General features: G+C 61.4%; 25 protein-coding genes and 2 pseudogenes. 16 read left to right on the forward strand and 11 right to left on the reverse strand.

Going from position 1 to position 26,915, the window contains the following annotated elements; genetic code table 11:
• Positions 1 to 50: 50 nt before the first annotated feature.
• The gene (gene lon / locus ACERZ8_RS16645; RefSeq protein WP_407594296.1) at positions 51 to 2,462 is read right to left on the reverse strand and encodes an endopeptidase La; all 2,412 of its coding nucleotides are present in this window, start codon (positions 2,460 to 2,462) and stop codon (positions 51 to 53) included.
• Positions 2,463 to 3,057: 595 nt separating this feature from the next.
• On the opposite strand from lon, the gene ACERZ8_RS16650 reads away from it, so the two are divergent.
• Positions 3,058 to 3,738: a hypothetical protein gene (locus ACERZ8_RS16650; RefSeq protein WP_407593268.1), complete on the forward strand. Its 681-nt coding sequence runs from the start codon at positions 3,058 to 3,060 to the stop codon at positions 3,736 to 3,738.
• A gap of 32 nt (positions 3,739 to 3,770) precedes the next feature.
• On the opposite strand, the pseudogene tgt reads toward ACERZ8_RS16650, so the two are convergent.
• A pseudogene (tgt, locus tag ACERZ8_RS16655) lies at positions 3,771 to 4,897 on the reverse strand (tRNA guanosine(34) transglycosylase Tgt).
• Positions 4,898 to 5,110: 213 nt separating this feature from the next.
• Between tgt and ACERZ8_RS16660 the strand changes: the two are divergent.
• From ACERZ8_RS16660 to ACERZ8_RS16675, 4 genes are all read left to right on the forward strand, one after another.
• A complete protein-coding gene (locus ACERZ8_RS16660) occupies positions 5,111 to 6,412 on the forward strand; it encodes a pentapeptide repeat-containing protein (protein ID WP_407593269.1) in 1,302 nt (433 codons plus the stop codon).
• Complete coding sequence (locus tag ACERZ8_RS16665; protein ID WP_407593270.1) at positions 6,393 to 7,139, forward strand: pentapeptide repeat-containing protein; 747 nt, start codon at positions 6,393 to 6,395, stop codon at positions 7,137 to 7,139. Before ACERZ8_RS16660 ends, ACERZ8_RS16665 begins: the two co-directional genes overlap by 20 nt.
• 64 nt (positions 7,140 to 7,203) lie before the next feature.
• The gene (gene rimK, locus ACERZ8_RS16670) at positions 7,204 to 8,580 is read left to right on the forward strand and encodes a 30S ribosomal protein S6--L-glutamate ligase (protein WP_407593271.1); all 1,377 of its coding nucleotides are present in this window, start codon (positions 7,204 to 7,206) and stop codon (positions 8,578 to 8,580) included.
• Between the two features lie 128 nt (positions 8,581 to 8,708).
• Positions 8,709 to 9,071 carry an SUF system Fe-S cluster assembly protein gene (locus ACERZ8_RS16675; protein ID WP_407593272.1) on the forward strand — a complete coding sequence of 121 codons (363 nt, stop codon included), beginning with the start codon at positions 8,709 to 8,711 and terminating at the stop codon, positions 9,069 to 9,071.
• A gap of 204 nt (positions 9,072 to 9,275) precedes the next feature.
• Here ACERZ8_RS16675 and ACERZ8_RS16680 read toward each other — a convergent pair whose 3' ends face one another.
• Positions 9,276 to 9,422: a hypothetical protein gene (locus ACERZ8_RS16680; protein WP_407593273.1), complete on the reverse strand. Its 147-nt coding sequence runs from the start codon at positions 9,420 to 9,422 to the stop codon at positions 9,276 to 9,278.
• A gap of 83 nt (positions 9,423 to 9,505) precedes the next feature.
• Here ACERZ8_RS16680 and ACERZ8_RS16685 point away from each other — a divergent pair, with 83 nt between their 5' ends.
• From ACERZ8_RS16685 to ACERZ8_RS16695, 3 genes are read left to right on the forward strand one after another with little or no spacing between them, the layout of a single operon-like run.
• Positions 9,506 to 10,459 (forward strand): LysR family transcriptional regulator, encoded by a 954-nt coding sequence (locus tag ACERZ8_RS16685; protein ID WP_407593274.1) that lies wholly within the window; start codon positions 9,506 to 9,508, stop codon positions 10,457 to 10,459.
• A complete protein-coding gene (locus ACERZ8_RS16690; RefSeq protein ID WP_407593276.1) occupies positions 10,390 to 10,767 on the forward strand; it encodes a HesB/IscA family protein in 378 nt (125 codons plus the stop codon). Before ACERZ8_RS16685 ends, ACERZ8_RS16690 begins: the two co-directional genes overlap by 70 nt.
• A 1-nt stretch (position 10,768) precedes the next feature.
• On the forward strand, positions 10,769 to 11,092 hold the full coding sequence (locus ACERZ8_RS16695; protein WP_407593277.1) for a TfoX/Sxy family protein: 324 nt from the start codon (positions 10,769 to 10,771) through the stop codon (positions 11,090 to 11,092).
• Here ACERZ8_RS16695 and ACERZ8_RS16700 read toward each other — a convergent pair.
• Positions 11,089 to 11,307 carry an isopenicillin N synthase family oxygenase gene (locus ACERZ8_RS16700; RefSeq protein WP_407593278.1) on the reverse strand — a complete coding sequence of 73 codons (219 nt, stop codon included), beginning with the start codon at positions 11,305 to 11,307 and terminating at the stop codon, positions 11,089 to 11,091. The genes ACERZ8_RS16695 and ACERZ8_RS16700 overlap by 4 nt on opposite strands.
• 395 nt (positions 11,308 to 11,702) lie before the next feature.
• Positions 11,703 to 12,002: pseudogene (locus ACERZ8_RS16705) on the reverse strand (2-oxoglutarate and iron-dependent oxygenase domain-containing protein); the annotation flags it as partial.
• A gap of 98 nt (positions 12,003 to 12,100) precedes the next feature.
• Between ACERZ8_RS16705 and tpiA the strand changes: the two are divergent.
• On the forward strand, positions 12,101 to 12,847 hold the full coding sequence (tpiA, locus tag ACERZ8_RS16710) for a triose-phosphate isomerase (RefSeq protein ID WP_407593279.1): 747 nt from the start codon (positions 12,101 to 12,103) through the stop codon (positions 12,845 to 12,847).
• A gap of 89 nt (positions 12,848 to 12,936) precedes the next feature.
• Here the strand turns inward: tpiA and ACERZ8_RS16715 are convergent, their stop codons facing one another.
• The 5 genes from ACERZ8_RS16715 to ACERZ8_RS16735 all read right to left on the reverse strand — a co-directional run bounded on the left by ACERZ8_RS16715 (position 12,937) and on the right by ACERZ8_RS16735 (position 19,299).
• Complete coding sequence (locus ACERZ8_RS16715; RefSeq protein WP_407593280.1) at positions 12,937 to 14,313, reverse strand: TRAP transporter large permease; 1,377 nt, start codon at positions 14,311 to 14,313, stop codon at positions 12,937 to 12,939.
• Between the two features lie 3 nt (positions 14,314 to 14,316).
• Positions 14,317 to 14,997, reverse strand: coding sequence for a TRAP transporter small permease (locus tag ACERZ8_RS16720; RefSeq protein WP_407593282.1), 681 nt, complete (start codon positions 14,995 to 14,997; stop codon positions 14,317 to 14,319).
• A 91-nt stretch (positions 14,998 to 15,088) separates the two neighbouring features.
• Complete coding sequence (locus tag ACERZ8_RS16725) at positions 15,089 to 16,090, reverse strand: DctP family TRAP transporter solute-binding subunit (RefSeq protein ID WP_407593283.1); 1,002 nt, start codon at positions 16,088 to 16,090, stop codon at positions 15,089 to 15,091.
• 249 nt (positions 16,091 to 16,339) lie between these two features.
• Positions 16,340 to 17,569, reverse strand: coding sequence for a sigma-54-dependent transcriptional regulator (locus tag ACERZ8_RS16730; protein ID WP_407593284.1), 1,230 nt, complete (start codon positions 17,567 to 17,569; stop codon positions 16,340 to 16,342).
• Positions 17,566 to 19,299: an ATP-binding protein gene (locus ACERZ8_RS16735; RefSeq protein WP_407593285.1), complete on the reverse strand. Its 1,734-nt coding sequence runs from the start codon at positions 19,297 to 19,299 to the stop codon at positions 17,566 to 17,568. The genes ACERZ8_RS16730 and ACERZ8_RS16735 overlap by 4 nt, the downstream gene beginning before the upstream one ends.
• A 63-nt stretch (positions 19,300 to 19,362) precedes the next feature.
• Here ACERZ8_RS16735 and ACERZ8_RS16740 point away from each other — a divergent pair, with 63 nt between their 5' ends.
• Complete coding sequence (locus ACERZ8_RS16740; protein WP_407593287.1) at positions 19,363 to 20,538, forward strand: cytochrome P450; 1,176 nt, start codon at positions 19,363 to 19,365, stop codon at positions 20,536 to 20,538.
• Between the two features lie 221 nt (positions 20,539 to 20,759).
• Here the strand turns inward: ACERZ8_RS16740 and ACERZ8_RS16745 are convergent, their stop codons facing one another.
• Entirely contained in the window at positions 20,760 to 21,227 is a 468-nt protein-coding gene (locus ACERZ8_RS16745; RefSeq protein ID WP_407593288.1) for an Lrp/AsnC family transcriptional regulator, read from the reverse strand.
• A 143-nt stretch (positions 21,228 to 21,370) separates the two neighbouring features.
• On the opposite strand from ACERZ8_RS16745, the gene cysG reads away from it, so the two are divergent.
• The 6 genes from cysG to ACERZ8_RS16775 all read left to right on the forward strand — a co-directional run bounded on the left by cysG (position 21,371) and on the right by ACERZ8_RS16775 (position 26,891).
• Positions 21,371 to 22,777 (forward strand): siroheme synthase CysG, encoded by a 1,407-nt coding sequence (cysG, locus tag ACERZ8_RS16750; protein ID WP_407594297.1) that lies wholly within the window; start codon positions 21,371 to 21,373, stop codon positions 22,775 to 22,777.
• Positions 22,778 to 23,077, forward strand: a complete 300-nt coding sequence (locus ACERZ8_RS16755) for a DUF2849 domain-containing protein (protein ID WP_407593290.1) — start codon at positions 22,778 to 22,780, stop codon at positions 23,075 to 23,077.
• On the forward strand, positions 23,077 to 24,741 hold the full coding sequence (locus ACERZ8_RS16760; protein WP_407593291.1) for a nitrite/sulfite reductase: 1,665 nt from the start codon (positions 23,077 to 23,079) through the stop codon (positions 24,739 to 24,741). Before ACERZ8_RS16755 ends, ACERZ8_RS16760 begins: the two co-directional genes overlap by 1 nt.
• Before the next feature lie 66 nt (positions 24,742 to 24,807).
• Positions 24,808 to 25,506, forward strand: a complete 699-nt coding sequence (locus tag ACERZ8_RS16765; protein WP_407594298.1) for a phosphoadenylyl-sulfate reductase — start codon at positions 24,808 to 24,810, stop codon at positions 25,504 to 25,506.
• On the forward strand, positions 25,503 to 25,913 hold the full coding sequence (locus tag ACERZ8_RS16770; RefSeq protein WP_407593292.1) for a DUF934 domain-containing protein: 411 nt from the start codon (positions 25,503 to 25,505) through the stop codon (positions 25,911 to 25,913). The genes ACERZ8_RS16765 and ACERZ8_RS16770 overlap by 4 nt, the downstream gene beginning before the upstream one ends.
• Positions 25,914 to 26,039: 126 nt before the next feature.
• Entirely contained in the window at positions 26,040 to 26,891 is an 852-nt protein-coding gene (locus ACERZ8_RS16775) for a ferredoxin--NADP reductase (RefSeq protein ID WP_407593293.1), read from the forward strand.
• The last annotated feature ends 24 nt before the right edge of the window (positions 26,892 to 26,915 follow it).

The following is a 26,915-nucleotide window of genomic DNA, read 5'->3' on the forward strand; positions in this document are numbered from 1 at the left end:
AACGCCCCGGGGATTATCCGGGGCGTTTGCAGTTGCCAGTCTTTATATGATCAGTGCGCCGTGGCGCCCGCACCGCTGTCCTTGGCAGAGGTTGCGGCCGCGGCAGCCGCCGCTTCTTCCGCCGCCTCGTCCCATTCGATGGCATCCGGTTTGGATGTCAGGGCGCGGTTCAAAACGTCGCGAACATGAGTAACGGGGATGATTTCCAGCCCCTCCTTTACGTTGTCCGGAATCTCGGCGAGATCCTTTTCGTTTTCTTCCGGGATCAGCACAGTTTTGATGCCACCGCGCAAAGCGGCCAGCAGTTTCTCTTTGAGGCCGCCAATCGGCATCGCATTGCCGCGCAAGCTGACTTCGCCCGTCATGGCGATATCGCGGCGCACCGGGATGCCCGTCAGAACCGACACGATGGACGTGACCATGGCCAGACCCGCGCTTGGCCCATCTTTGGGCGTCGCGCCGTCGGGCACATGGACGTGGATATCCAGTTTGTCGAACTGCGTTGGTTTCACCCCAATCTCGGGACTGATTGAGCGTACAAAACTGGCCGCCGCATCGATGGATTCCTTCATCACATCGCCGAGCTTGCCGGTTGTCTTCATCCGCCCCTTGCCGGGCAGCTTGAGCGCCTCGATATGCAGCAGATCACCGCCCACGGACGTCCAGGCCAGACCGGTCACCACACCGATCTGATCCGCCTGTTCGGCCAGACCATAGCGATGCTTGCGTACTCCAAGAAAGTCCGAGATATTTTCGGAGGTTACAACGACTTCCTCAACCTCTTTCTTAACGATCTTGGTCAGTGATTTGCGCGCCACCTTGGCAATCTCGCGCTCAAGGTTCCGCACGCCAGCCTCGCGGGTGTAGTAGCGGATAATGTCGCTCAGCGCGTCATCGGTCAGCTGGAACTCGGACTTTTTCAGGCCGTGGTTCTTGATCTGTTTGCTGATGAGGTGCTGCTTGGCAATCTCGCGTTTTTCGTCCTCGGTGTAGCCTGCAAGCGGAATGATCTCCATCCGATCCAGCAACGGTCCGGGCATGTTGTAGCTGTTGGACGTTGTCAGGAACATCACGTTGCTGAGGTCATATTCGACCTCAAGATAGTGATCGACAAAGGTCGAGTTCTGTTCCGGGTCAAGCACCTCAAGCATGGCAGAGGCCGGGTCACCCCGGAAGTCCTGCCCCATCTTGTCGATTTCGTCGAGCAGGATCAGCGGGTTGGTCGTTTTGGCCTTTTTCAGCGCCTGAATGATCTTGCCGGGCATGGAGCCGATATAGGTGCGACGGTGACCACGAATTTCGGATTCGTCACGCACACCACCAAGCGAGATGCGGATAAACTCGCGCCCCGTTGCCTTGGCCACGGATTTGCCAAGCGAGGTTTTACCCACACCGGGAGGGCCGACCAAACACATGATCGGGCCTTTCATCTTTTTGGAGCGTTGCTGCACCGCAAGGTATTCGACGATGCGTTCCTTCACCTTTTCAAGACCATAGTGGTCGTTGTCGAGGATCTTTTCAGCGCGACCAAGGTCCTTTTTCACGCGGGATTTCACGCCCCACGGGATCGACAGCATCCAGTCGAGATAGTTGCGCACGACCGTGGCCTCAGCGCTCATCGGCGACATGTTCTTGAGCTTTTTAAGCTCGGCATCCGCCTTTTCGCGGGCCTCTTTGCTCAGCTTTGTCTCGGCAACCTTGGCTTCGAGTTCGGCGACTTCGTTCTTGCCGTCCTCGCCATCGCCCAGTTCGTTCTGGATCGCCTTCATCTGTTCGTTGAGGTAATATTCGCGCTGCGTCTTCTCCATCTGGGATTTCACGCGCGTCTTGATCTTTTTCTCGACCTGCAAGACCGACAATTCGCCCTGCATCAGCCCATAGACCTTTTCCAGCCGCTCACTGATCGACAGCGTTTCCAGCAGGTCCTGCTTTTGATCAACCTCGATGCCCAGATGGCCCGCCACGAGGTCCGCCAGCTTGGCCGGTTCGGAGGTTTCACCAACGGCAGACAGCGCCTCTTCGGGGATGTTTTTCTTGACCTTGGAATAGCGTTCGAACTCTTCGGCGACCGAGCGCAGCAACGCTTCGGTCGTGGCCATGTCGCCCGGCATTTCGGTCAGATACTCAGCACGGGCCTCGAAAAAGTTATCATTTTCAAGGTATTCGGTGATGCGCACCCGCGCTTGCCCCTCGACAAGCACCTTGACGGTGCCATCGGGCAGTTTCAGCAGTTGCAGCACATTGGCCAGCACACCCGCCTTGTAGATGCCATCAGATTCGGGATCGTCGATGGAGGGGTCGATCTGGCTCGACAGCAGGATCTGCTTGTCATCGGCCATCACCTCTTCGAGTGCGCGCACCGATTTGTCACGGCCCACGAACAGCGGCACGATCATGTGGGGGAAGACCACGATATCGCGCAGCGGCAGCACCGGATAAGAGGCGTTGAGTGGCTCTTGCATGCGTTTCATTCCTTTTGAGTGGCAAGACGGCAAGGTCCCGCGCGGCGGCAACCTTAATGCGTCTCCTATTTCGTGTCAGGACTGCTTGATCTGTGGCTTAACGGCCCCGGTTTCAAGGGTCAGTGTGACCTGCCCACGCACCGGGTGCAATGGGATGGAACGGATTGTTGAGATAAAAACACCACTCTCTATGGGGTGTCGCACCATCGTTTACGCCAAATGTGGGTCAAAATGCGGTGATCGCCCTCATGACGGCAAGCGCGGTTCGAACGGGACGCGGTGTTTGAACCGGCATGGCTGCGACTCAGGTCAGGGTTGCGGGGGATAACAACCCTGACCTGGTGCCGGTCACACCAGGGTCAGGACCGCCAGCAACGATGCGAAAAACCAGATCGCAGAAAACAGAACCAATGGCATGGCGGACCCTTCCCAGTCAGGTGACTACACAGAACGTAGGCATGCGCGCATCAAACTGCGATGGGGGAATTCCTTACCTTTGCTGCCGTTTGGACGGCATAAAGCGTGTATGCACCGTCGGACGCAGCCACATTCGGGCAAAAATGGCCTTGGGGCGGCTGAACGGGCTATGCCCGGCATGTGTCTGGCCACACGACATGAGCGCAAGCGCGCCAAGCGCGATAAGCATCAAGGGCAGACCCGCAGGCAATGGCACGCTGTAGGGCGCCGCCGCCTGACCGCCGCCAATGCCGGAAAAACCACCCGCGGCGCGGACAACCTCACGCACAAACTCGACCCGGAAGGTACCCTTGCCGAGCACAGTCAGGCGGTACACCTGCCCAACACCGAAAGATGTTCGCAGAACAAAGGTCAGATCGAGCGGATAGTCACCCCAAACAGCCTCGAAAGCCGTTTGGATGAAACCACCCCTGTTGTGAGCCCAACCGACTGGGCGGATGCGACCAACCACACTCGTGAATGCAGCCGTAGTCGAAGGGACCATCATCGTATGACGCAGAAAGGGGCGATCAAGGGACATATCCGCGTCAGGATTCAACAGATCAAACCCGAACTGCGTGACCATGAAAGCGGTCAGAAAGGGTTCGCCCCCGGTGCCACCCTGACCCGGATCCTGACCATCAATGAATGTGGTCGCGACCGCAGGGCCAGCCAGCCCGAGGGCGAAAACGGCGCAAAGGACGAAATATTTAACAAGTGCCATGATGCGAAAGGTCCTTTGAGCCGCAAGACTGGCAGGGATATGCAGCATGTGCCGCGCCTGCCTGTGCAAAGGACCATTCGCGATAATGGTAAATAAAGGGTTGAGGCGTGATCGCACGCCCCCGCGTATCAGATCGGGTCTATATCGCCCCTCTCGCGCCCTGCATGGAACGCGGCCTGCCAGTCGGCAAAGCGGCCCGCCGCAATCGCGGCCCGCATCCCCGCCATCAGGTCCTGATAGTAATGCAGGTTGTGCCATGTCAGCAGCATCGAAGAGATGATCTCCTGAGAGCGGAACACATGGTGCAGGTAGGCGCGGGAATAACCGCGACAGGCGGGACAGCTGCAGTCTTCATCCAGAGGGCGCGGATCGTTCTGGTGCCGCGCGTTCTTGATGTTGAGCACGCCGTGGCGGGTGAACACCTGCCCGGTGCGCCCGGATCGCGACGGCAGTACACAATCCATCGTGTCGATCCCGCGCGCGACGGCCCCCACGATGTCATCGGGTTTACCCACCCCCATCAGATAGCGCGGCTTGTCCTTGGGCAGTTGTTCGGGCGCATAGTCGAGGCAGCCGAACATCGCCTCCTGCCCCTCGCCCACGGCCAGACCACCCACCGCGTAACCCTCAAACCCGATATCCGTCAGCGCATCGGCGCTTTGCTTGCGCAGGTCTTCCTCAAGCCCGCCTTGCTGGATGCCGAACAGGGCGTGGCCGGGGCGATCCCCGAAGGCCGCGCGGCTGCGCGCCGCCCACCGCATCGACAGTTCCATCGACTGCGCGATCCGGTCGCGGTCAGCAGGCAGCGCGGGGCATTCATCGAAACACATGACGATGTCCGAGCCAAGCAGCGCCTGAATCTCCATCGAGCGCTCGGGACTGAGCGTATGTTTCGACCCATCGATATGCGATTTGAAGGTCACACCCTCTTCGGTCAGCTTGCGCAGGGAGGCCAGACTCATCACCTGAAAGCCACCTGAATCCGTCAGGATCGGACGGTCCCAGTTCATGAATGTGTGCAGGCCCCCAAGGGCGTCGATCCGCTCTGCCGTGGGGCGCAGCATGAGGTGGTAGGTGTTGCCCAGCAGGATGTCCGCACCGGTCTCGCGCACCGAACCGGGCAGCATGGCCTTGACCGTGGCGGCGGTGCCCACGGGCATGAAGGCGGGGGTGCGGATGTCGCCGCGGGGGTCGAGATCACACCGGTCCGCGCACGCCCGTCGGTGCCCTGCAGATCAAAGGAAAAGCCAGCCATATCGCCCTCGCCGCCTGAAAGAAGGTCCTCATACCGCCCTGCCCGCCCCGTGCCAAGCGGTTCGGACTGTCCCACGCTGGGACAGGCCTGCGGCGACGTAAAATCAATGGGTTACAGAGGAGGATTTACTATTTGTTAGGATTTGGCGACTTGACCGGAATCGTACACGCCGCTCATACTCGCCTGAATTGAACCCGAAAAAGTATATTTTGCATGTCCGGCCCTTCTTCTGACATCGACCGTATCAACGCCCTGATCCAGAATGCCCGTACAACGTGGTTTGCACTACTGGCCGCGCTGGTCTTTGTGGGGGTGACACTGCTGTCGGTCGAACCGATCGACTTTTACGGCGTTGGGCGCGCCACGGACTTGCCGCTGGTCGGGGTTACAGTGCCCACCAGCCTGTTCTTTTACGCAGCCCCGGTACTGACGGTCGCGATCTATGGCTATTTCCACCTTTACCTGATCCGTCTGTGGGACGAGTTGTCCATCGCCCCGGCACGGATCAACGGGCGCAGGCTGGGTACCGCCATCGCACCCTGGCTGATCGCAGACAGTGCGCTGTTTTTGCGGCGTCTGTGGCGCAACGACTATTCGACCGAGCCGCGCTCGCTGGAAGTGCCGTCGGTTTTTTGGAACATCATGTTCGCATGGGCCGCGGGGCCGATTGTGCTGAGTTACCTATGGTTGAAGTCGCTGCCAGCGCGGGATCTGTGGATGTCAGGGATCGCGGCGGCCATGATCGTCTTCTCCCTGATCTTTTTCATGGGATCGGCCGCCATGCTGTTCTTGCGGATGCGCGACGAACCAAAGGACAAACCACGCGAGTTGCGCGCAACAGCGCTGTGGACAGGGCTGATCTGGGTCATTTTTAGCATGGGGATCGCGTCAGAAACCTGGCATCGCACACATCCGGCCGGAAAAAACCCAGCGCGTCTGGTCCTGACCGGAGAACAGATCACCGCCCGCCCGGAAGGCTGGCTGCCGCCGCAGATCGCGCGGGCAGAGGCGCGGGTGGCGTGGTGCACGCTGCACGGCCATGACTGCGCGGCGCTGTCGGAGGTTCAGGAAAGCCGGTTTGAGAGAGATGACTGGGAGGTACGCCGCAAGCGTGCGGTGGATGACCTGGAAAAACCTACGTTTTTGAATCCACTCCGATTTGACGACTTGCGAGCCCAAATTGAAGAAGAGACTGGGCGGGAGGGTTGGACTGACATATCCGAATTGGTATCGCTTAACACCTTTGCTGAGGCAGTAGACCGAAAGACCCGAAGCGCCCCCGATTTTCGGGAGGCAGACCTGCGCGACAGCTTTTTTGCTGGTGCCAATCTGATTGGCGCGAGATTTGTCGGCGCGAGCGCTGGCAGCGCAGATTTTGAACGCGCGCAATTGGATTTTGCAAACTTGTCAGGGCGGTATAAACCGAGATCGGTTTCAACTTCGCAATACACACCGGGATACAGACTTCTCGAGCGTCGTTCTAAACGGCGCATCAATGCAGCTTACAAACCTTAAATGGGCCTATCTAGCCGGAGCCCAGATGCAAGGGGCAAATCTCTTCATGGCTCAAATGCAGGAGGCTGACCTCCTTGGTGCACGGATGCAGGGGGCTGTACTTCAATCCGCACAAATGCAAGGCGCGGACCTGTCTAGGGCAAGACTAGCGCGAGCGAACTTCACAGGCGCAGAGATGCGGCGGGCAGACCTTAGTTTCGCAGATTTACAGGGGGCAGACTTTTTCTTTGCTGAAATGCAGGGCGTGGACCTACGCTTTGCAAATATGCCGGGTGTGAACCTTGAATATGCGGTGATGGAGGGTGCTGATTTGAGCTTCTCACGTTCTGTTGGTTCGAAAGACAAACCCGTTTCTATGGAGAGCACTTCACTGAATTCGACGACGAATGATGCGGGCGCACTGAGGTTCGCGGACCTGACTGCCGCCACATGGGATGAGGAGACGGATTTTCGAAATGTGTTCCTCGACGCTTCGGTTACTGTGCCGAGCGCGTTTCGAATTCGCATGGGCGACCCTTGTCAGTGGGTTGACAGTGAATTGTCTGACGCAGAATTCTATTCACTTTGGCACTGGTGGATAGTGGCATCGGGAAACGGCTTTTTCTGGCGATATCGGTTTCAACCCGACAATGTCGACGTCACGCCACCCACCCCCGAACGCCTTGCCGAACTTGGCCTGACCGATTGCGAACCGGATCAACCCTTTGGGCCGATGCCCGAGGACTGACGTTGTCGCAAGGAGCGTGCCGCGCTAAGTGTGCACCCCACGCCAGCACCAAAGGACGCGCCCCATGGACACACTCAATTTCGGCTGGGAGGAATGGGTCGCCCTGCCCGACCTTGGCCTGCCTGCCCTCAAGGCCAAGATCGACACGGGCGCGCGCACTTCGGCGCTGCATGCGCACAATATCGAAGTGTTCGGGCCGTCCGCCAAGCCCAAGGTGCGCTTCAACGTCTACCCCGTTGCGGGCAAGGACAATGTGGATATCACCTGCTCTGCCCCGATCAAGGACCGGCGCGATGTGACCTCGTCCAATGGCGAGACCGAGCGGCGTTACGTGATCGAAACCAAGCTGGAGGTCGGCGGGCAAAGCTGGCCCATCGAGGTGACGCTGACCGATCGCTCCTCCATGTCGGCGCGGATGCTGCTGGGCCGTCAGGCGCTGGCCGATCACATCACCATCATGGCCTCGGAAAAGCGTCTGCAACCCGATCTGGACTATGACGTCTATCACTCGGCCGCGATGCGCAAATCCGCCCCGAAACGCGCCCTGCGCATCGCGGTGCTGAGCCGGGAGGACAATTATTCCACCCGCCGTCTGGTCGAGGTTGGCGAGGCGCGCGGCCACACGGTCGAGGTGATCGACACGACACGCTGCTACATGGCGATCAACGCGATGGCCCCCGAAGTGCATTATGATGGCAAGCGCCTGCCCCGCTATGACGCGGTGATCCCGCGCATCGGGGCGACGATCACGGCCTATGGCACTGCCGTCATCCGCCAGTTCGAGACGACGGGCACCTACTGCGTGAATGGCAGCGCCGGGATCACGGCGAGCCGGGACAAGCTGCATGCCCACCAGATCCTTGCAGGCAAAAAAATCGGGATGCCCACCACCGCCTTTGCCGCCTCGCCGCGGGACACCGCCAATATTCTCGGGCTGGTGGGGTCGGCCCCCGTGATCGTCAAACTGCTGGAAAGCACGCAAGGCAAGGGTGTTGTGCTGGCCGAAACCAAGAAGGCCGCCGAGTCCGTGATCGACGCCTTTCGGGGCCTGCGCGCCAATTTCCTGGTGCAGGATTTCGTGAAGGAAGCCGCCGGAGAAGACATCCGCTGCTTGGTCGTCGATGGCAAAGTCGTTGCCTCGATGAAGCGCACCGGGGCGGAGGGCGATTTCCGCTCGAACCTGCACCGTGGGGGGTCGGCGAAATCGGTGCGCATCACCCGCGAAGAACGCGAAACCGCCGTGCGCGCGGCGCGCGCCTTTGGGTTGGGCACGTCGGGCGTCGACCTGCTGCGCTCCGAAACCGGGCCGAAAGTGCTGGAGGTGAACTCATCCCCGGGCTTTGAGGGGATCGAGAAGGCGACTGGCAAGGACATCGTGGGCCTTGTCTATGACATGGTCGAGGCGCGGGTGCGGCCCACGGCGGTGCGGCGTCGGAAGTAGGTCGCGCCCGTTCTATGACTTGAAGCCACAGCGTTGAGGGCCACATCGGTGTCGGGCATGCGCCCTCGCCTCTTTACCCCCTGCACCACAAACCCTATATAAACGCTCAGGAACACTGTGAGGGTCTCATGAACCAACCCAATGAACGACTGGAAGGCACGCCGCTGATCAAGCCGTCGTCTACCGATCATCCGTTGCATGAGGCCATTGTCGAGGCATGTCGGTCGGTCTATGACCCCGAAATTCCGGTGAACATCTACGAACTCGGGTTGATCTATACCATTGAGATCAATGATGAAAACGAGGTGCAGATCGTGATGTCGCTGACTGCTCCGGGCTGCCCTGTGGCGGGTGAGATGCCGGGCTGGGTGGCCGATGCGGTCGAACCGCTGCCGGGTGTCAAACAGGTCAATGTCGATCTGACATGGGAACCGCCCTGGGGGATGGAGATGATGTCGGACGAGGCGCGCCTTGAACTTGGGTTCATGTGAGCGCAGCGCGGCTGTCTTCATCAAACTGTCACGCAGACCGTAAAAGACTGTCATAGATCGACGGTACTCGTTATGGCGCAGCTCTGCCCGAGTGGAGGCTTGGTCGCGCTTTGCAGCCGACCATACCCTGTACCCATTACCCCGCGCCTTCGCCGGGCCAGATCAAGGGCCGCCCCATCCCCGGCGGCCCTTTTTCGTGCTGATTCACAACCTGCGCAGCACCCACATCAGCATGCGCCGACGCCGTTGTTTGCGTTTGCGAATTTGATCTGCGACTTTCATTTCTGCAAACAGGGACTGCTCCCTGGCATAAAGGCTGTTCATTTCCAGTGATTTATAGGGGTGTCTCATGGGATCTCCTTTCACTCTGACCCCAATGTGGCAGGGCATGTCCATGATTGTCAGACCCCATTTTCACGCCTACACTTGCAGTTATGCAAATCACCGACTGGACAGATTTTGGACTCTTCGCCGCTGTGGCGCGCGCAGGCTCGCTGGCAGGGGCTGCGCGGGAAACGGGACTGAGCCAGGCCACGCTGTCGCGGCGCATGACGGCACTGGAACAGCGCACCGGGCGCCGACTGTTTTTGCACGGCGCAAGCGGGTACACCCCGACCGCCGAAGGGCGCGCCCTGCTGGAACGGGCCAAGAAAATGGAGGCCGCTGCGCGCGACATCGCCCATTGGACGGCTGAACAATCCGGCCCGCCGCGCGTGCGCATTTCCGCCGGAACCTGGACCTGTGAAAATCTGGCCGTCCGATTGATGGAATTCTGGTCGCCAAAGGCCAGCTGGACCCCGGAATTTGTCAGCTGCAACCGCGAACTGGACATTGAGCGGCGCGAGGTCGACATCGGTGTACGCAACCGCCGCCCCACCCATCCGTGGCTGGCCGGTCGGCGCACCGGCACTGTGACCCACGCCGCCTATGCGGTGAGCGCCGATGTAACGGGCTGGATCGGCCCCAGCGACGACACCGCCACCCTGCCGTCCGAGGCGTGGACCGTTGCCCATCACGGCGCCGATATGGTTGCGGTATCCAATGAACCGTCCATCCGCATGTCTCTTGCGCGCAGCGGCGTGGGGCGTGTGGTGTTGCCCACCTTTGCGGGCGATGCGGTCCCCGATCTTGTGCGTGTGTCAGACATCATCGACGCACTCACGGCCGAGGAATGGCTGGTCTGCCATCAGGACACCCGCCACGATCCGGCCATCCGCGCCGCACTTGACGCTTTGGCCGCAGCGCTTCCGGGGGGCAGACCTTGCGCGCACCCGCCCGAACCCCTACTTTGGATGCAGGTTAGCAACAGGCAAACACCATGTTTTCGATCCCCGGCAAACAGGCCGTCAGCATCACCGACCGCGCCGCCGCGCATATCCATCGACTGATGGAAAAAGAGGGCCATTCCGGCCTGCGCATCGGCGTGAAAAAGGGCGGGTGCGCGGGCATGGAATACACCATGGAATATGTCGACACGCCCGATCCAAACGACGAAGTCGTCGAACAGGATGGCGCACGTGTGCTGATCGCCCCAATGGCGCAGATGTTCCTGTTTGGCACCGAAATCGACTATGAAACGTCGCTGCTGGAATCCGGGTTCAAGTTCAACAATCCCAATGTCAGCGACGCCTGCGGTTGTGGCGAATCCATCAGCTTCAAGGATGTCGACGAACTGAGCGCAGAGCGCAGCGCCTGACATGGCGCTCACGGAGGAAGAGATCGCCTTTGCCGTCGATCTCTTTTCCGATCTTGGATCAATTACGACCCGTAAGATGTTTGGTGGCCTCGGAATTTACCACGAGGGCGTGATCTTTGCCGTGATGCTGTCGGATGGGCGCACCATGCTCAAAGGTCAGGGCGAGATGCAGGCGCGCTTTGACGCGATGGGGATGGAACGCTGGGTCTACCAGCGCGAGGGCAAGCCGCCCGGCGCGATGCCGTACTGGAGCCTGCCCGACAGCGCGCTTGATGACCCAAGCGAGGCGGTCGATCTGGCGCGCGAAGCCCTGCGCCACCTTTAGGTCGGTGTCTTTTCCTTGTTCTGAAGGTGCACGTAAGTCTCGCGGAACCGCGCACTCAGATGATCACCTGCCAGCATGGCGGATTGCCCTGCCGGGGCGACATTGGTGTCATAGGAGGGGTTGAAGAACAGCGGCACCGATATCCGTTCGTCGTCGCCACCAACCACGCGGTGCGGCGTCGCCTTGACCACGCCGTCGGTCCAGAAGTCCAGCATTTCGCCAAAGTTGATGATGAACTCACCCGGTGGCGCAGACAGTGGGATCCACCCCCACCCCGTTTCCTGACCTCAAGTCCGGGTGAGCCGTCCGTGGCCAAGAGCGTGAGACAGCCGTAATCGGTGTGCGTCGCAATCCCGAAATCCCGCTTGCCCGCCCATGCCGGGCGCGCCGGATAGAAATTGCCCCGAAGCAGCGCCATGGGCGTGTCAAACGCGCGTTCAAAGTGATCCGCATCCATCCCGAGGCTGCGCGCAATGGCCCGCAACAAATCAAGCGACACGGCACAGGCATCCACGTAATAGGCGGTGATCACACCGCGAAACACATCGTCATCAGGCCAGAGGTTGGGGGCATAAAACGTCTTTTCCGCAAGCGGGTGGGAACGGGGCAATTCGTACCCGACATCAAAGAACTGCTTGTAGTCGGGGTTGGCGTCCGGATCGACCTGCTCTGACCCCGCAGCGCCCCACCCCCGGTTCGACCCGGTCTTGGCCATGTCGAGCATGCTCTTGTAGGCTTCGGGGCGTTTGAAAAACGTCCGGTACACTTCGATTGTCTCGATGACGCGGGGCCCACTCAGCGCCGTGTTGAACACAGTTGCAAAGCCAACGCCGGTGGCGGCAGCGCGCAAGGCGTCAAGGCTGGCCGCATCTCCGTCTGCCAATGCGGCTGCATCAATCCGTGGGATCATGTCCAAATCGTCTCTCCTTGCCAGGTGCGGCAGCCCTAGCGCAGGCAGTACCGCGATGCTAGGTCCATAAGAACAGATCGAAACAACGGAGCGGATATATGGCGCGGACACTGGCAGCGGGCAACTGGAAGATGAACGGCGATGCGGGCCTGATGGACGAGCTGGCCACGCTGGCCGCACATCAGGGCGAGGATGGCCCGGACGTGCTGATCTGCCCCCCTGCCACGATGCTTGCGCAAGCGGTCGCTGCCACCAAAGACAGCCGCGTCGCCGTCGGCGGGCAGGATTGTCATGCCGCGGCCTCGGGTGCGCATACAGGCGATGTCTCGGCAGCCATGATCAGGGACACAGGGGCCAGCGCGGTCATTGTCGGGCATTCCGAACGGCGCGCGGATCATCACGAAAGCAATGCCGACATCCGCGCCAAGGCCCAAGCCGCGTGGGCCGCAGGCCTTTTGCCCATCCTGTGCATTGGCGAAAGCGAAGCCGAGCGCATGGGGCCCGACACGCTCGACATCATCGCGGCACAGCTTGACGCTTCGGTTCCGGACGGCGCCACGGGCGAGACGCTGGTGATCGCCTATGAACCGATCTGGGCCATCGGCACAGGCCGGGTGCCGACACTTGAGCAGATCGTGGAAACCCATGACATGATCCGCGCGCGCCTCGTGGCCCGCTTTGGCGATGAAGGCGACAAAATCCGCATCCTTTATGGCGGATCGGTCAAACCCACCAATGCCGCCGAAATCTTCACCGCTAAAAACGTCGACGGCGCATTGGTGGGTGGCGCATCGCTCAAGGCATCGGACTTTCAGCCCATCATCGACGCACTCGCCGCCGCCTGATCCTCTTCATCTCGCCAGATAAACTCCGGGGGGTGAGGCCATAGGCCGAGGGGGCAGCGCCCCCCTTGCCCCGCACGCCGCAGGCGAAATCAGTTCACGATGATCTCCGGCCCCATCATCAGCGTCGGCAACCATGTCGAGATGATCGGGATATAGGTCACCATGATCAGGAACACGAAGAGTACGGCGGTGAAGGGCAGCGCGGCACGCACCACCGACATCATCGGCATGTTTGCCACGCCGGAGGTTACGAACAGGTTCAGACCCACCGGCGGCGTGATCATCCCGATCTCCATGTTCACCACCATGATGATACCCAGATGGATCGGATCGATCCCCAGTTCGATGGCGATGGGGAACACGAGGGGTGCCACGATGACAAGCAAGCCTGACGGCTCCATGAACTGACCACCGATCAGCAGGATCACGTTCACGATGATCAGGAAGGTGATCGGGCCAAAGCCCACATCGGTCATGATCCCGACGATCTTTTGCGGGATCTGCTCATCCGTCAGCACGTGTTTCAGGATCAGGGCGTTGGCGATGATGAACATCAGCGTCACGGTCAGCTTGCCTGCATCAAACAGCGCATTCTTGGTATCGCGGTGGAAAAACGCGGTGACCAGCGCCCAGGGTTTGGACATCAGCGAATGGTTCGCCTCCCCCTCGGGCGTCTTGAGCGGGCCCATGTCCCGATAGACAAAGACCGAGATCAGGAAAGCGTAAACCGCCGCAACCGCGGCCGCCTCGGTCGGGGTAAAGATGCCGCCATAGATACCGCCAAGAATGATCACGATCAGGAACAGCCCGCCCGATGCGGCAAGGCCCGATTTCCACACTTCACCCCAGCCCAGCCAGTCACCTTTCGGCAGATTGCGCACGCGGGCGATGACATAGATGGTGATCATCAGCATGGATCCGGCCATCAGGCCCGGGATCACACCGGCCAGAAACATCCGTCCCACAGAGACGTCCGTTGCGGAGGCATAGACAACCATCACGATGGAGGGTGGGATCAGAATGCCAAGGGTCCCTGCGTTGGCGATGACGCCTGCGGCAAAATCCTTGGTATAGCCGACCTGCCGCATGCCCGCGATCACGATGGAGCCGATGGCGACCACGGTGGCCGGGCTTGACCCCGACAGGGCCGCAAACATCATACAGGCCACAACACCCGCGATGGCCAGACCACCGGGATAGTGCCCCACGAGGGCGATGGAGAACCGGATGATCCGCCGTGCCACCCCGCCCGTCGACATGAAGGTCGAGGCAAGGATGAAGAACGGGATCGCCAGCAGCGTGTAGTGTCCGGCCATCGCCTGAAACAGCGTCTGCGCAATCGAGGCCAGCGACGTGTCGCTCAGCACCAGCAGGAACAGGATCGAGGACATGCCAAGCGACACAGCTATCGGCACGCCAATCAGCATCAACCCGACGACGAGGGCAAAAAGAATTGCAACTTCCATGATTTAGGCGCCTTCGTTCATGTGTTTGACGGCCTCGACCTCTTCTTCGGCCTCGTGGCTGACGATCAGGCTTTGCGCCTCTCCGGTGGCGATGCGGACTGTGGCCTGGATCACCCGGAACAACAGCAGCGCCATGCCAACCGGCAGGGCCGCATATGGAATGAAGCGGGGCATTTTCTCGTAAGTTTCGCCCTCGTTCATGATCGGCTCGATAAAGCGCAACCATTCCAGCATCGGCACTTCGAGCACTTCGTACCACGCCTGATCGCGGGTTGGCGTGAAGCCTGTCGGGAACCAGCGCCCGGACGTCACGTCAAAGCCCGCAAAAGGTGCCCAGTAATCCCACGCGCCTTTCATCAGCAGCATCGCGTAAAACAGGCAAACGGCTGCGGCGATCAGCGCAAGGATGCGGCGCACGGGCGGGGAAAACAGGTTGATGACCGCATCCACGCCCAGATGGGCCGTGACCTTGACCGCATAAGAGGCCCCGAACAGAACCAGCCAGGCAAAAAGGAAACTCACCGCCTCCAGACCCCAGGTGAGGCCGGTCTGATAGCCATAGCGCAACACGACGTTGATAAAGGTCAGGATCGTCATGGCGGCGAGGATCAGCGCGATGGCTGTCTCTTCGATCTCGTTCACGACGCGGCCAAGGGCCGTTTTCGGCTTGTAGCTGGATGACATGGGGCTCCCCTCCCATAGTGCGCGCATTGGCGGCACAAGGTTGCCCGACCCCCGCAATGGGGATCGGGCGGTGTTTCAGATCACAGGTTGATCAGAAGCCGGCGTTGATCGCCTGGGCTGCATCGATGTTGTCCTGGCCTACATCGTCCACGAACTGCGACCAGACGGGTTTCATCGCATCGACCCAGATCTGGCGGGTGTCAGCATCCAGTGTCCGCACTTCGCCGCCTGCTTCGATGATCGAGGCCTTGGCTGCGTCGTTCACGCTGGAGGATTCCGCGTTACGTGCAACGGTGACTTCTTCGAGGATGGTGGCGAGCTGGTCGCGCACGTCCGCATCAAGGCTGTCCCACCAGTCGGTGGAAGTCACGACCATGTAGTCGATGATGCCGTGGTTGGTTTCTGTGATGCCGTCCTGCACCTCAAAGAACTTCTGGCCCCAGATGTTGGACCATGTGTTTTCCTGACCGTCGACAACGCCGGTTTGCAGCGCGCCGTAGACTTCGGAGAACGCCATGGGCTGCGGGCTGACGCCAATCGCTTCCATCTGCGCCTTGATCACATCCGAAGGCTGCACGCGGAATTTGAGGCCAGCGGCGTCCGTGGGCAGGTTCAGCGGCTTGTTGGCCGACATCTGCTTCATCCCGTTGTGCCAGAATTCGAGGCCCAGCAGACCGCGACGCGTCATCGACGCTTTCATCGCTTCGCCGGACTCGGATTTCTGAAACGCATCCACAGCCGCGATGTTCTTGAACATGAAGGGCAGATCGAAAATGCGAAACACTTTGGTGAACTGCTCGAATTTCGACAGGGACGGTGCAGCCATCTGAACGTCGCCTTGCAGCAGCGCCTCAAGCACCTGGTCATCGTTATAAAGGGTCGAGTTCGGGAAGACTTCGACGCAGGCCTTGCCGTTCATTTCGTCGTTCACACGTTGCTGGAACAGCGACGCGGCGATCCCCTTGGGGTGCTTGTCGGTGTTGGTCACGTGGCTGAACTTGATAACGATCTCGCCATCGTCGCAAGCAGCGGCAACAGCGCCAGCGCTTACAGTCAGGGCCAATGCCGTTGCGGCAGCGGTCATGAATTTCATCAGGGTCTCCTCCCAGAGATTATGTTTGCATTGCTGCGCCACGCGCACAGTGCGCGGCGTCCCGTTTATATGATCAAGTTTTTGTCAGCGTGCCAAAGGATGATTTTTGGAGGGGTATGGCGCGGCAGGTAAACTGAGCGTTTTCAATGCATTGCTGGCATGTCTTCAGAGTATTTTCGCGCGCGCATGGGTGATCTGCGCGGAATTTCGCACGTGTGCAGCCAATAGTGTGCGGATTTCCGCACAGTGTTAGCGTCGGTAATCCTCTGCCCGAATCCCGTGACGCGCCAGTTTGTCATAGAAGGTTTTGCGCGGCAGTTTCAGCGCCTTCGCCGCCTCGCTGGCCTGACCGTTCTGCCGCCCCAGAGCCGCGATCAGCAACGACCGTTCGACCCGCGCCATCTGTTCGGCCAACCCGAGGGCCGAGGTTTTGAACCCGTCTTCGGGCATCCCCAGCACAAAGCGCATGGCCGCACTCATCAGGGATCGCGCGTTTCCGGGCCAGTCCTGCGCCATCAGGGCGGCGGCCTGATCGGGGCCGACTTCGGGCACGACCAGCCCTGCCTGTTCGGCGGCTTGCGCGACATAGTGGCGGAACAGCACCGGGATATCCTCGGGCCGTTCACTTAAGGACGGGATGCGCACGGGCATCACCTCAAGGCGGTAATAGAGATCACCGTTCAGCGCGCCCTCTTCCACTGCGGCGCGCAGATCGCGCGTGCTGCCCGCCAGAAGGCGCGCCGGGCGTCCTTCCTCAAGCCCCTCAAGCAAGGTCAACTGGCTGGCGGCGGGCAGATGCGACACCTCGTCCAGAAACAGGCTGCCCCCGGCTGCGGCCTCAAGCGCCTCGGCCAGATCATGCGGGCCCAGATCGGCGGCGGCCCGCTTCACGAACGGCGCTTTTGAGCGCAAAGAGCTGAGGTGGATCACCTCGGCCACTTTGGAAATGCCTGTGCCCGGTGCGCCGGTGATCAGCACTTCGGTTTCGAGCGTGGCGACACGGCGCACGCGGGCGCGCAAGCCTTCGGCTGCATCAGATTGCCCAAACAGCATCCGCGCCGCCGGATCACCGCTTTCCACCAGATCGCGCAGGCGGCGGTTTTCCAGCACCAGCGCTCGGGTCTTGAGGGCACGTTCAAGAACAGTCAGCAAGTCACGGGGCGCACACGGTTTTTCGAGAAACCCAAAGGCCCCGTCGCGCATCGCCTGCACGGCCATCGGGATATCGCCCTCACCCGTCAGCAGGATCACCGGCAAGTCCTCATCCACTTTGCGGGCATGGGCCAGCAGGTGAAAGCCATCCCGCCCCGGCATCCTGATGTCGGACAGGATCACCCCGTCGAAATCAGCGGCGATGTGATCCTTGGCCACAACGAAGGACCCGGCCGTCAGGGGTTGCAGATCCGCCAGTTCGAGGGTCTGCGCCAGTGCCTCGCGCACCGCCGCATCGTCATCGACGACCAGCACACGCGCGCTCATGCTGCGGCCTCTTGTGCCCATGGGGTCAGGGCCACCACGAATTGCGCGCCCTGCGCCGTGTTGCGCCCCCGGATGTCGCCGCCAAAGCTTTGCACGATGCCATAAGAGATCGACAGGCCCAGCCCCATGCCTTCGGAAGTGCCGACTTCTTTCGTGGAATAGAACGGATCAAAGATCTGTTCGGGTGCGGCGATGCCCGGGCCGGTATCCTCGACCGTGACCACGGGGCCATCCAAGGTGATGCGCAATGCGCGCTCATCACATCCGGCCATCGCATCCACCGCGTTCGAGATCAGATTGACAAAAACCTGGCCCAACCGCACCTCGCCCCCCGACACCCACACAGGGGTACTGGGCGGACTAAATTCCAGCGTCACATCCTCGCGCCGTATCCGAGGCGTCGTGAGTTCAACTGCGCTTTGCAGCACCTCGACCAGATCGACGCGGGCTGCCGGTTCGCTTTCCTGCCGGGCAAAGGCGCGCAGGTTCTTGATGATGCGCCCCATGCGCCGCGCCATGTCCGAAATGCGGTTGAGGTTTTCGCCCGCGCGCGCGGGTTTGTCCCGATCCAGAAAGGCCACCGCGTTCTCGGCAAAAGTCTGGATCGCCATCAGCGGCTGGTTCAATTCATGGGCCAGCCCCGCACTCATCTGCCCCAGCGCGCTCAGCTTGCCTGCGCGCACCAGATCGGCCTGCGCCTGTTTCAGCGCCGTTTGCGCCGCTTCGCGCACCTCCGCCTCGCGGCGCAATTCGGTGTTGGAGGCCAGAAGCGCCGCCGTGCGCTCAGCCACACGCGCCTCAAGCTGGGCATTGGCCTCGGCCAGCGTGCGCCGCCGCTCGGTCGCAAGGAACAACAGCGCCCCGAAGGCAAGGCACAGCCCCGCAACCGCCGCCGCCTGCAGGGTCGCAAGCCGCCGGGCGGGAGAGACATCGACCAGCGCCTCGCCCGTCATGCCGATCACCGGCAAGGGGCGCACAAGATGCAGCGCGTTTTGCGGCAGATACGGCCCCCAGCCCATCTGCCAAACCTCGTGTTTGCCCACCATGTAGCTGTCAAAGGGCAACGCAGGCCCGTCCGCGGGCACAAGGCCCGGTGCATCCTCGGGGCGTTCCCAGAATACGATTTCGGACCGGTTGGTGATGAACACCTGGTCGGCGGCATTGGTGAAGAACACGGCCGGATTGGACCCGACCCAATCAAGCTCAATCCCCGCAAGGTTCGCGGTGACAACCACCGCCCCCAACACCTGCGAGCGTGCATCAAACACAGGCGCGGCATAGGCAAAGACGCGGTCGCCTTCATCGGTGCGCCCATTGCCCCAGCCAAGCGCGCCATGGGCCGCGCGGCGCACCAGCGGGGCGGTGGGAATGCTGTCGGCATCCGGGCGGGCGCGCCCGAGAGTGACGCCCGTGACATCCGTCAGGCGGATGTCTTCGGCGGCTGCCTTGTCCGCGATGTCGAGCAGCAGGGCATCGATATCGCCTGCGTCCGCCCCGGTAAGAGCGGCGCGCGCCTGCGGGTGTCCGGCCACCAGCACGGCTAGTTCGCGGTAGCGCTGCAATTGCCCGGTCAGGCGGTCGCTGGCCAGTGCCAGATCCGCCCGCCCCTGCCGTGCCAGCTGGTCCAGCGCCTGAAAATAGCCATAGCGCCACACGCCTGTTGCCGCCGCCGCCACCAGCGCCACAAAACCCAGCACCACCACAGTGCGTCTGAGAAACCCGTCTACCATCGCTGCACTCTATGCCTGCCCTTCCCCCTTGCCAAGGCGGTGCGCGCCTGAGACATCTGGGCCATGCTGATCCAATCCCCGCACGACCCCGCGTTCATCCAAGACCCTTATGCGCTTTACGATCAGGCGCGCGCGCAGGGGCCGGTGGTGTTCTGGCAGGACTACGGGATGCTGGCGGCCTTTGATCACGCCACGGTTCATGCGCTGTTGCGCGACAAACGGCTGGGCCGCGCTGTGCCGGATGACAAGCGCAAACCTGTGCCGGACCACCTCGCGGCCTTTGATCTAGTCGAGCGGCATTCGCTTCTGGAACTCGAACCCCCTGCCCACACCCGTCTGCGCCGCCTTGTGCTGCACGCGTTCACGTCGCGCCGGATTGCAGGGCTGGCGCCGGACATCCACGCCATCTGCGATGACCTTCTCGGCGATTTGCCGGACGGTGCATTCGATCTGATCCCGGCCTATTGCCAGCTTGTGCCCGTGCGCGTGATTGCGCGTTTGCTGGGCGTGCCAGAGGCGATGGCCCCGGACCTGCTGCGCTGGTCGTCGGCAATGGTCGCGATGTATCAGGCAGGGCGCACCCGCACGATCGAGGAGGCCGCCAACACGGCGGCGGCTGAATTCACCGATTTCCTGCGCGGCTATATTGAAGGGCGCCGCAGCGCCCCGGGCGACGATCTGATCAGCGAGTTGATTGCCGCGCAGGACGGCGCGCAACGGTTAAGCCCGGACGAGATGATCGGCACCGTGATCCTGCTGCTCAATGCAGGGCACGAGGCGACGGTGCACAGCCTTGGCAATGCCGTCAAATGCCTGATTGAAACAGGCACGACAGATGCGCTTGGGCCCGCCCGGATCGAGGGCACAGTCGAGGAATTGCTGCGCTTTACCCCACCGCTGCACATGTTCACGCGCTATGCCTATGAGCGGGTCGAAGTGGGCGGGCATGTGATGGAGCCGGGAGACGAGATCGCCCTGATGCTGGGGGCGGCAGGGCGCGATCCTGCTGTCTTTGCCGATCCGCACCAATTTGATCCCGACCGCAAGAAACCTGCGCATCTGGCCTTTGGCGGGGGCCTGCATTTCTGCGTCGGCGCCCCTCTGGCGCGGCTCGAAATGCAGATCGCCCTGCCTGCCCTCTTCGCCCATGCGCCCGATCTGAGGATCACAAAAGAACCAATGTTCTCAGACAGCTACCACTTCCACAAACTCGACGCACTGATCGTGTCGCAAACGTGAGTCGGGACCGGGTCCAGGATCGCGCAGCGACGGCGCTTGCGCCGCATGTCCTTGACGCGGGCGCGACTCGCATCACCCTCGAACAGGTCTGTTTAAGACGCAACGCGCCTTGAACGGCCTCTCAGCAAAACATCCCTAAGGCCCCAACCGGCGCTGCGTCAGCAATATGGCGTCGCCGCGCAGATTTCAGAACAAACAATGCGCGGTAGCGCTCCTTTTGATCACGTCTCCAAAGGCAGCATCGCCGAAGACTTGATCTCTTCCATCGACAAAAGCGCGGTCACATTGAACACACGCACCTCCGAGATCAGCGCCTGGTAAAACGCGTCATAAGCACGCGCGTTTTTCACCCGCACCTTGAGGATATAGTCGATGTCACCTGCCAACCGGTGTGCCTCCTGCACTTCGGCGCGGTCGCGCAGGGCTTTCAAAAACCGCGCCTGCCAATCAGCCTCATGTTCCGACGTGCGGATCAGGACAAAGAAACACGCCTCAAATCCCAGCGCCTCGGCGTCCAGAAACACAGTCTGCTGACCGATCACACCCGCCTCTTTCAGCTTGCGGATGCGATTCCACACCGGCGTCTTTGAGGACCCCACAGCCTTGGCAATTTCGTCAAGCGACTGGCTCGCATCGCGCTGCATCTCGGCCAGAATTTTGCGATCCACGTCATCTATGCGAACGGCCATTCCATTCTCTCCTGTATTCCCGGACGGGTGTTCCGGCTGCGCAGGCAAACAGAACAATCATCCTTATCTACGCCTGCATATGGCGACATTCCAGAACAATGTTCTATATTGAAGACAGGAAACAGCCACCCGAGGGCAAAGCCATGAACCACTTTCCGATCTTTCTGAACACCGCCGGGCGGCGGATTGTGCTGTCGGGTGGCGGCGATGCCGCGTTGGCCAAATTGCGGTTGCTTATGAAAACCACGGCCAATCTGACTGTCTTTGCACCCGATGCCGCACCTGAAATCGAAAGCTGGGCCAAGGCAGGCAAGCTGACCCTGATCCGCCGCGCGATGGAGCCGGGGGATGCGATGTGCGCCGCTCTGTTTTACGCCGCCGACGAGGACGAGGCCGAGGACACGCGCACCGCCGCCATCGCCCATGCAGATGGCGCGCTCGTCAATATCGTGGACAACCTCGCCGACAGCCAGTTCATCACCCCGGCCATTGTTGATCGCGACCCCGTCACCATCGCCATCGGCACCGAAGGGGCCGCGCCCGTGCTCGCCCGCGCTATCAAGGCCGATCTGGAAGAAAAACTGAGCCCCTCGCTCGGCACCCTCGCGCGCGTCGGCAAAGCCTTCCGCCGCGCTGCTGACGCCCTGCCCTTTGGCCGTGCGCGCCGCGATTTCTGGCGCGATTACTATTTCAACGCCGGCCCCAAGGCGATTGCCGACGGGGTCGAGGCCGTGCAGCCCGCGCTCGACGCGCTGCTGGCTGATCACCTAATGAAGGACACCCGCAAGGGTCACGTCGCCTTTGTCGGCGCAGGGCCCGGCGATCCCGAACTGCTGACCCTCAAGGCCCGCAAGGCGCTCGATGAGGCGGATGTGGTGATCTACGACCGCCTGATCTCCCCCGAGATCCTCGAACTCGCCCGGCGCGAGGCGACCATGATCGATGTGGGCAAAGAGGCCTTTGGCCCCTCCACCCCACAAGAGGTGATCAACGATCTGATTGTCGAACATGGACAGAAAGGCGCGCAGGTTGTGCGTCTGAAATCGGGCGATGCCACTGTCTTTGGCCGTCTGGACGAAGAAATCGACGCTGTGACAGCCGCCAATCTCGACTGGCACATCGTGCCCGGCATCACCTCCGCTTCGGCCGCCGTCGCCTCTATCGGCCAGTCCCTGACCAAGCGAGGGCGCAACACTTCCGTGCGCTTCCTGACGGGCCACGACATGAAAGGGTTCGCCGCCCATGACTGGGCGAGCCTCGCCAAGGAGGGCGAAGTCGCCGCCATCTACATGGGCAAGAAATCTGCCCGCTTCATTCAGGGCCGCTTGTTGATGCACGGCATTGATCCGGCCACCCCCGTCACAGTGATCGAAAACGCATCCCGCGCCGACCAGCGCGTTCTGTCCACCACCGTGGCCGAGATGGAGCCGACAATCAGCGATGCGGGCCTCACCGGCCCTGCCCTCACCTTCATCGGTCTTGCCCCGCGCAATGCCGTGGCCGCCATCCCCGACCTCACCATCCCGCAACACGCGCAGGAGGCACGATAAATGTCCAAGCCGTTCACCCCCAAAGTCGTCACCGCCAATCACCTTCTTGCAGGCGACGTGATCTACCAGACCGCAACCGGCTGGACCCGTGATCTGGCCGAGGCCGAAGTGCTGACCGATGAGGCCGACGCCGATCTGCGCCTGATCGAAGCCAGCCAGCAGGTTGACGAAGTGGTTGGCGCCTATCTGGCCGACGTCAAAGTCGAAAATGACACCCCGCAACCCGTTCATTTCCGTGAGGATTTCCGTGCCACCGGTCCGTCCAACTACGCCCATGGCAAACAAGTGGAGCTGCGCTGATGTATAGCTATTCCGAATTCGACACTGCGTTCCTGGCGCAGCGCAACGCACAGTTCCGCGCCCAGGTCGAACGCCGCATCTCGGGCGCGCTGACCGAGGATGAATTCAAACCCCTGCGCCTGATGAACGGCCTCTATCTGCAACTGCACGCCTATATGCTGCGGGTTGCGATCCCCTATGGCACGCTCAATTCTGCCAAGATGCGCAAGCTCGCCGATCTGGCCGAACGCTGGGACAAGGGCTATGGCCATTTCACCACGCGCCAGAACATCCAGTACAACTGGCCCGAGCTGAAAGACGTGCCTGACATGCTGGACGCGCTGGCCGAGGTGGGGATGCACGCCATCCAGACTTCCGGCAACACGATCCGCAACGTGACCGCAGACCATTTCGCCGGGGCCGCGGCGGATGAAATCGCCGATCCGCGCCCGGTGGCAGAATTGCTGCGCCAGTGGTCCACCGATCACCCCGAATTCCAGTTCATGCCGCGCAAGTTCAAGATTGCGATCACAGGCTCGCCCAATGACCGCGCCGTGACAAAGGCGCATGACATTGGCCTGCGCATGGTGGAACACGACGGTACGCCAGGGTTCGAAGTGATCGTGGGTGGTGGCCTTGGCCGCACACCCATGATCGGCAAGGTGATCAATGATTTTCTCCCGCAGGCGGACCTGCTCCCTTACCTTGAGGCTATCGTGTCGGTCTGGAACCAGATCGGGCGGCGCGACAACAAGTACAAGGCGCGCATCAAGATCACTGTGCACGAGCACGGCATCGACGAAATCCGCCGTCTGGTCGAGGCGCGGTTCGAACAGACCCGCAAGGCCTTCACCGGCGTGGATCAGCAGATGCTGCACGAGATCGAAGCGCATTTTGCCGCCCCCGCATTCCGCGACGGCGACACGGCGGCCTACGATCACGCACGCCAGCACTATCCCGCCTTCCGCAGCTGGTCCGACACCAACCTTACCGCGCACAAACACCCCGATCATGCCATCGTGACCATCAGCCTCAAGGCCCATGGGGCCACGCCCGGCGATGCCTCTGCCGCGCAGATGCGCCTGATCGCGGGGTTGGCAGAACGCTACGGATACGATGAAATCCGCATCAGCCACGAACAGAACGTGATCCTGCCCCATGTCCACAAGGCGGATCTGCCTTCGATCTATTCCGCGCTGCGCGCCGAAGGGCTGGGCACCGCCAATGTGGGTCTGATCAGCGATATCATCGCCTGTCCCGGAATGGACTATTGCGCGCTGGCCACGGCCCGCTCTATTCCCGTCGCGCAAGAGATTGCGACCGCCTTTGACGATCTCAAGCGCGAGCACGACATCGGCAAGCTGAAAATCAAGATATCGGGCTGCATCAACGCCTGCGGGCACCACCATGTGGGCCATATCGGCATCCTTGGCCTCGACCGGGCGGGCGTGGAAAACTACCAGATCACGCTGGGCGGCGATCACACCGAGGCGGCCAAGGTCGGCGACCGGGTTGGCCCCGGCTTTTCCGCGGACGAGATTGTGCCAGCGGTGGAACGGATCGTGGACACCTACCTTGATCTGCGCAGCGATGCTGAGGAGGCGTTCATTGACACCTACAAGCGCATTGGCCTCGCCCCGTTCAAGGCCGCCCTCTACCCCGAAACACGGGTGGCGGCAGAGTAGGATCCCATGGTTCATCTCGCCCAGAAAACTCTCCCCGAAGGGCCCGCCCGCCCCGACGCCGACGTGATGGTCGGCGCGCTGAACGCGCGTTTGACCCATCACGGCGCCACGGACGTGCTGCGCGCCGCCTTTGTGGCAGTGCCGGACATCGCGCTGGTGTCCAGCTTTGGCGCGGAATCGGTGGTGCTGCTGCATCTCGCAGCGATGGCAAAGCGGGACGTGCCGGTGATCTTTATCGACACCGAGATGTTGTTTGCCGAAACGCTGGTCTACCAGCAGGAGGTGGCCGAACGGTTGCGCCTGCGCAATGTGACGATCATCCGGGCAGATGACGTGGCCCGCGCTGATCCGGACGGCACGCTGCACCAACGCGACACGGATGCGTGCTGTGCCTTGCGCAAAACGCAGCCTCTGCAAACAGCACTGGCCCCCTATTCAGGCTGGATCACCGGGCGCAAACGCTATCAGTCCGGCAGCCGTGCCACGCTCGACTTTTTCGAGGTGGAGGCCGGCACAGGCCGGATCAAGGTCAACCCGCTGGCCCGCTGGGCGCGTGCGGACATCGTCGAGTATATGGACGAAAACCGCCTGCCCCGGCATCCGCTTGTGGCGCAGGGCTATCCCAGCATCGGCTGTGCCCCCTGCACCTCACCGGTGGCGGAAGGCGAAGATGCACGCGCAGGGCGCTGGCGGGATCAGGACAAAGACGAATGCGGCATCCATTTTGTGAATGGCAAAATGGTCCGAACAGGAGCAAAGACATGACAATTCTCGTGACAGATCAGGGCTTTGGCCCCGACAGGTGGGATCGCGGCTATACGCCACTGGGCGAATGCGCCAATGATGCGGTCGCGCTGGACGTGCCCAGCGACGCCGACCCCGATACGATCCCGCTCAGTGCGGACATCATCCGCGTGGATTTCCCCAGCTTTGCCGACGGGCGCGGGTTCACCATTGCCCGGATGCTGCGCCTGCGCGGGTATCGCGGGCGGCTGCGCGCCCATGGTCATGTGATTTCCGATCAATACGCGATGGCGCGGCGCGCAGGCTTTGATGAGGTCGAAATCAGTCAGGCCCTCGCTGCCCGTCAGCCCGAGGACCAGTGGCAATTCCGCGCCGACTGGCAGGACCATGACTATCAGGCCCGGCTGCGTGGTGCGTCCAATTACTAACTGCACTTCCGGGGTGTCTATCCCCTGATCCAGATCAAGGTGGCGCAGGCTGCGTCACCTTATCCCTCACCCAGAATTCACTTTCTTAATGGAGCGGTGCAGGTGTAAACCCGCGCTGACACTGACATGACAGAAGCTAGCCCCGTGAACCAAGCGACCGCCCAAAAGGCCACCCCGACCCTGCCTGACGCCCAGATCGTGACGCAGGTGCAGCACTATACCGACCGCCTGTTTTCCTTCCGCGTGACGCGCCCTGCCTCATTGCGGTTCCGGTCGGGCGAGTTCGTGATGATTGGCCTGATGGGTGAACCCCATCCCGAGACCGGCAAGGTCAAACCGCTGCTGCGCGCGTACTCCATCGCCTCCCCAAGCTGGGGCGAGGAACTGGAATTCTATTCCATCAAGGTGCCTGACGGTCCGCTGACCTCGCGCCTGCAACACATCAAACCGGGGGACGAGATTATCCTGCGCCCCAAACCCGTGGGCACGCTGGTCCACGACGCCCTGCTGCCGGGCAAACGCCTGTGGTTCTTCGCCACCGGCACCGGCTTTGCCCCTTTTGCCTCGCTGCTGCGCGAGCCGCAAACCTACGAGGATTACGACGAGATCATCATTACCCATACCTGCCGCGAAGTCGGCGAGCTGACCTATGGCGCGCAGTTGATCGAAGACCTGAAGTCAGACGAGTTGCTGAACGAAGTGATCGGCGAAGGGTTCTGGAAAAAGATCAAATACTATCCCACCACCACCCGCGAAGAGAGCCCCAAGATGGGCCGCATCACCGACCTGATGAAATCGGGTGAAGTCTTTGCCGATCTGGGGGTTGAGCCGTTGAACCCCGAGACCGACCGCGCGATGATCTGCGGCAACCTCGCCTTCAACCTCGAACTCAAGGAGATGTTTGAAGGTTACGGGCTGGAGGAAGGCGCAAATTCCAAACCCGCCCATTACGTGGTGGAAAAGGCGTTTCTGGACTAGTCGGAAACCCCAGGTCAGGCGGGC

This window comes from Tateyamaria armeniaca (assembly GCF_045797845.1).
Lineage (GTDB): Bacteria > Pseudomonadota > Alphaproteobacteria > Rhodobacterales > Rhodobacteraceae > Tateyamaria > Tateyamaria armeniaca.

What these genes read in the sequence shown, in the direction of transcription:
- lon (WP_407594296.1), bottom strand. Translation starts at nt 2,462, where the DNA reads ATGCAAGAGCCACTCAACGCCTCTTATCCGGTGCTGCCGCTGCGCGAT.
- ACERZ8_RS16650 (WP_407593268.1), top strand. Translation starts at nt 3,058, where the DNA reads ATGTGTCTGGCCACACGACATGAGCGCAAGCGCGCCAAGCGCGATAAG.
- ACERZ8_RS16660 (WP_407593269.1), top strand. Translation starts at nt 5,111, where the DNA reads ATGTCCGGCCCTTCTTCTGACATCGACCGTATCAACGCCCTGATCCAG.
- ACERZ8_RS16665 (WP_407593270.1), top strand. Translation starts at nt 6,393, where the DNA reads ATGCAGCTTACAAACCTTAAATGGGCCTATCTAGCCGGAGCCCAGATG.
- rimK (WP_407593271.1), top strand. Translation starts at nt 7,204, where the DNA reads ATGGACACACTCAATTTCGGCTGGGAGGAATGGGTCGCCCTGCCCGAC.
- ACERZ8_RS16675 (WP_407593272.1), top strand. Translation starts at nt 8,709, where the DNA reads ATGAACCAACCCAATGAACGACTGGAAGGCACGCCGCTGATCAAGCCG.
- ACERZ8_RS16680 (WP_407593273.1), bottom strand. Translation starts at nt 9,422, where the DNA reads ATGAGACACCCCTATAAATCACTGGAAATGAACAGCCTTTATGCCAGG.
- ACERZ8_RS16685 (WP_407593274.1), top strand. Translation starts at nt 9,506, where the DNA reads ATGCAAATCACCGACTGGACAGATTTTGGACTCTTCGCCGCTGTGGCG.
- ACERZ8_RS16690 (WP_407593276.1), top strand. Translation starts at nt 10,390, where the DNA reads ATGTTTTCGATCCCCGGCAAACAGGCCGTCAGCATCACCGACCGCGCC.
- ACERZ8_RS16695 (WP_407593277.1), top strand. Translation starts at nt 10,769, where the DNA reads ATGGCGCTCACGGAGGAAGAGATCGCCTTTGCCGTCGATCTCTTTTCC.
- ACERZ8_RS16700 (WP_407593278.1), bottom strand. Translation starts at nt 11,307, where the DNA reads ATGCTGGACTTCTGGACCGACGGCGTGGTCAAGGCGACGCCGCACCGC.
- tpiA (WP_407593279.1), top strand. Translation starts at nt 12,101, where the DNA reads ATGGCGCGGACACTGGCAGCGGGCAACTGGAAGATGAACGGCGATGCG.
- ACERZ8_RS16715 (WP_407593280.1), bottom strand. Translation starts at nt 14,313, where the DNA reads ATGGAAGTTGCAATTCTTTTTGCCCTCGTCGTCGGGTTGATGCTGATT.
- ACERZ8_RS16720 (WP_407593282.1), bottom strand. Translation starts at nt 14,997, where the DNA reads ATGTCATCCAGCTACAAGCCGAAAACGGCCCTTGGCCGCGTCGTGAAC.
- ACERZ8_RS16725 (WP_407593283.1), bottom strand. Translation starts at nt 16,090, where the DNA reads ATGAAATTCATGACCGCTGCCGCAACGGCATTGGCCCTGACTGTAAGC.
- ACERZ8_RS16730 (WP_407593284.1), bottom strand. Translation starts at nt 17,569, where the DNA reads ATGAGCGCGCGTGTGCTGGTCGTCGATGACGATGCGGCGGTGCGCGAG.
- ACERZ8_RS16735 (WP_407593285.1), bottom strand. Translation starts at nt 19,299, where the DNA reads ATGGTAGACGGGTTTCTCAGACGCACTGTGGTGGTGCTGGGTTTTGTG.
- ACERZ8_RS16740 (WP_407593287.1), top strand. Translation starts at nt 19,363, where the DNA reads ATGCTGATCCAATCCCCGCACGACCCCGCGTTCATCCAAGACCCTTAT.
- ACERZ8_RS16745 (WP_407593288.1), bottom strand. Translation starts at nt 21,227, where the DNA reads ATGGCCGTTCGCATAGATGACGTGGATCGCAAAATTCTGGCCGAGATG.
- cysG (WP_407594297.1), top strand. Translation starts at nt 21,371, where the DNA reads ATGAACCACTTTCCGATCTTTCTGAACACCGCCGGGCGGCGGATTGTG.
- ACERZ8_RS16755 (WP_407593290.1), top strand. Translation starts at nt 22,778, where the DNA reads ATGTCCAAGCCGTTCACCCCCAAAGTCGTCACCGCCAATCACCTTCTT.
- ACERZ8_RS16760 (WP_407593291.1), top strand. Translation starts at nt 23,077, where the DNA reads ATGTATAGCTATTCCGAATTCGACACTGCGTTCCTGGCGCAGCGCAAC.
- ACERZ8_RS16765 (WP_407594298.1), top strand. Translation starts at nt 24,808, where the DNA reads ATGGTCGGCGCGCTGAACGCGCGTTTGACCCATCACGGCGCCACGGAC.
- ACERZ8_RS16770 (WP_407593292.1), top strand. Translation starts at nt 25,503, where the DNA reads ATGACAATTCTCGTGACAGATCAGGGCTTTGGCCCCGACAGGTGGGAT.
- ACERZ8_RS16775 (WP_407593293.1), top strand. Translation starts at nt 26,040, where the DNA reads ATGACAGAAGCTAGCCCCGTGAACCAAGCGACCGCCCAAAAGGCCACC.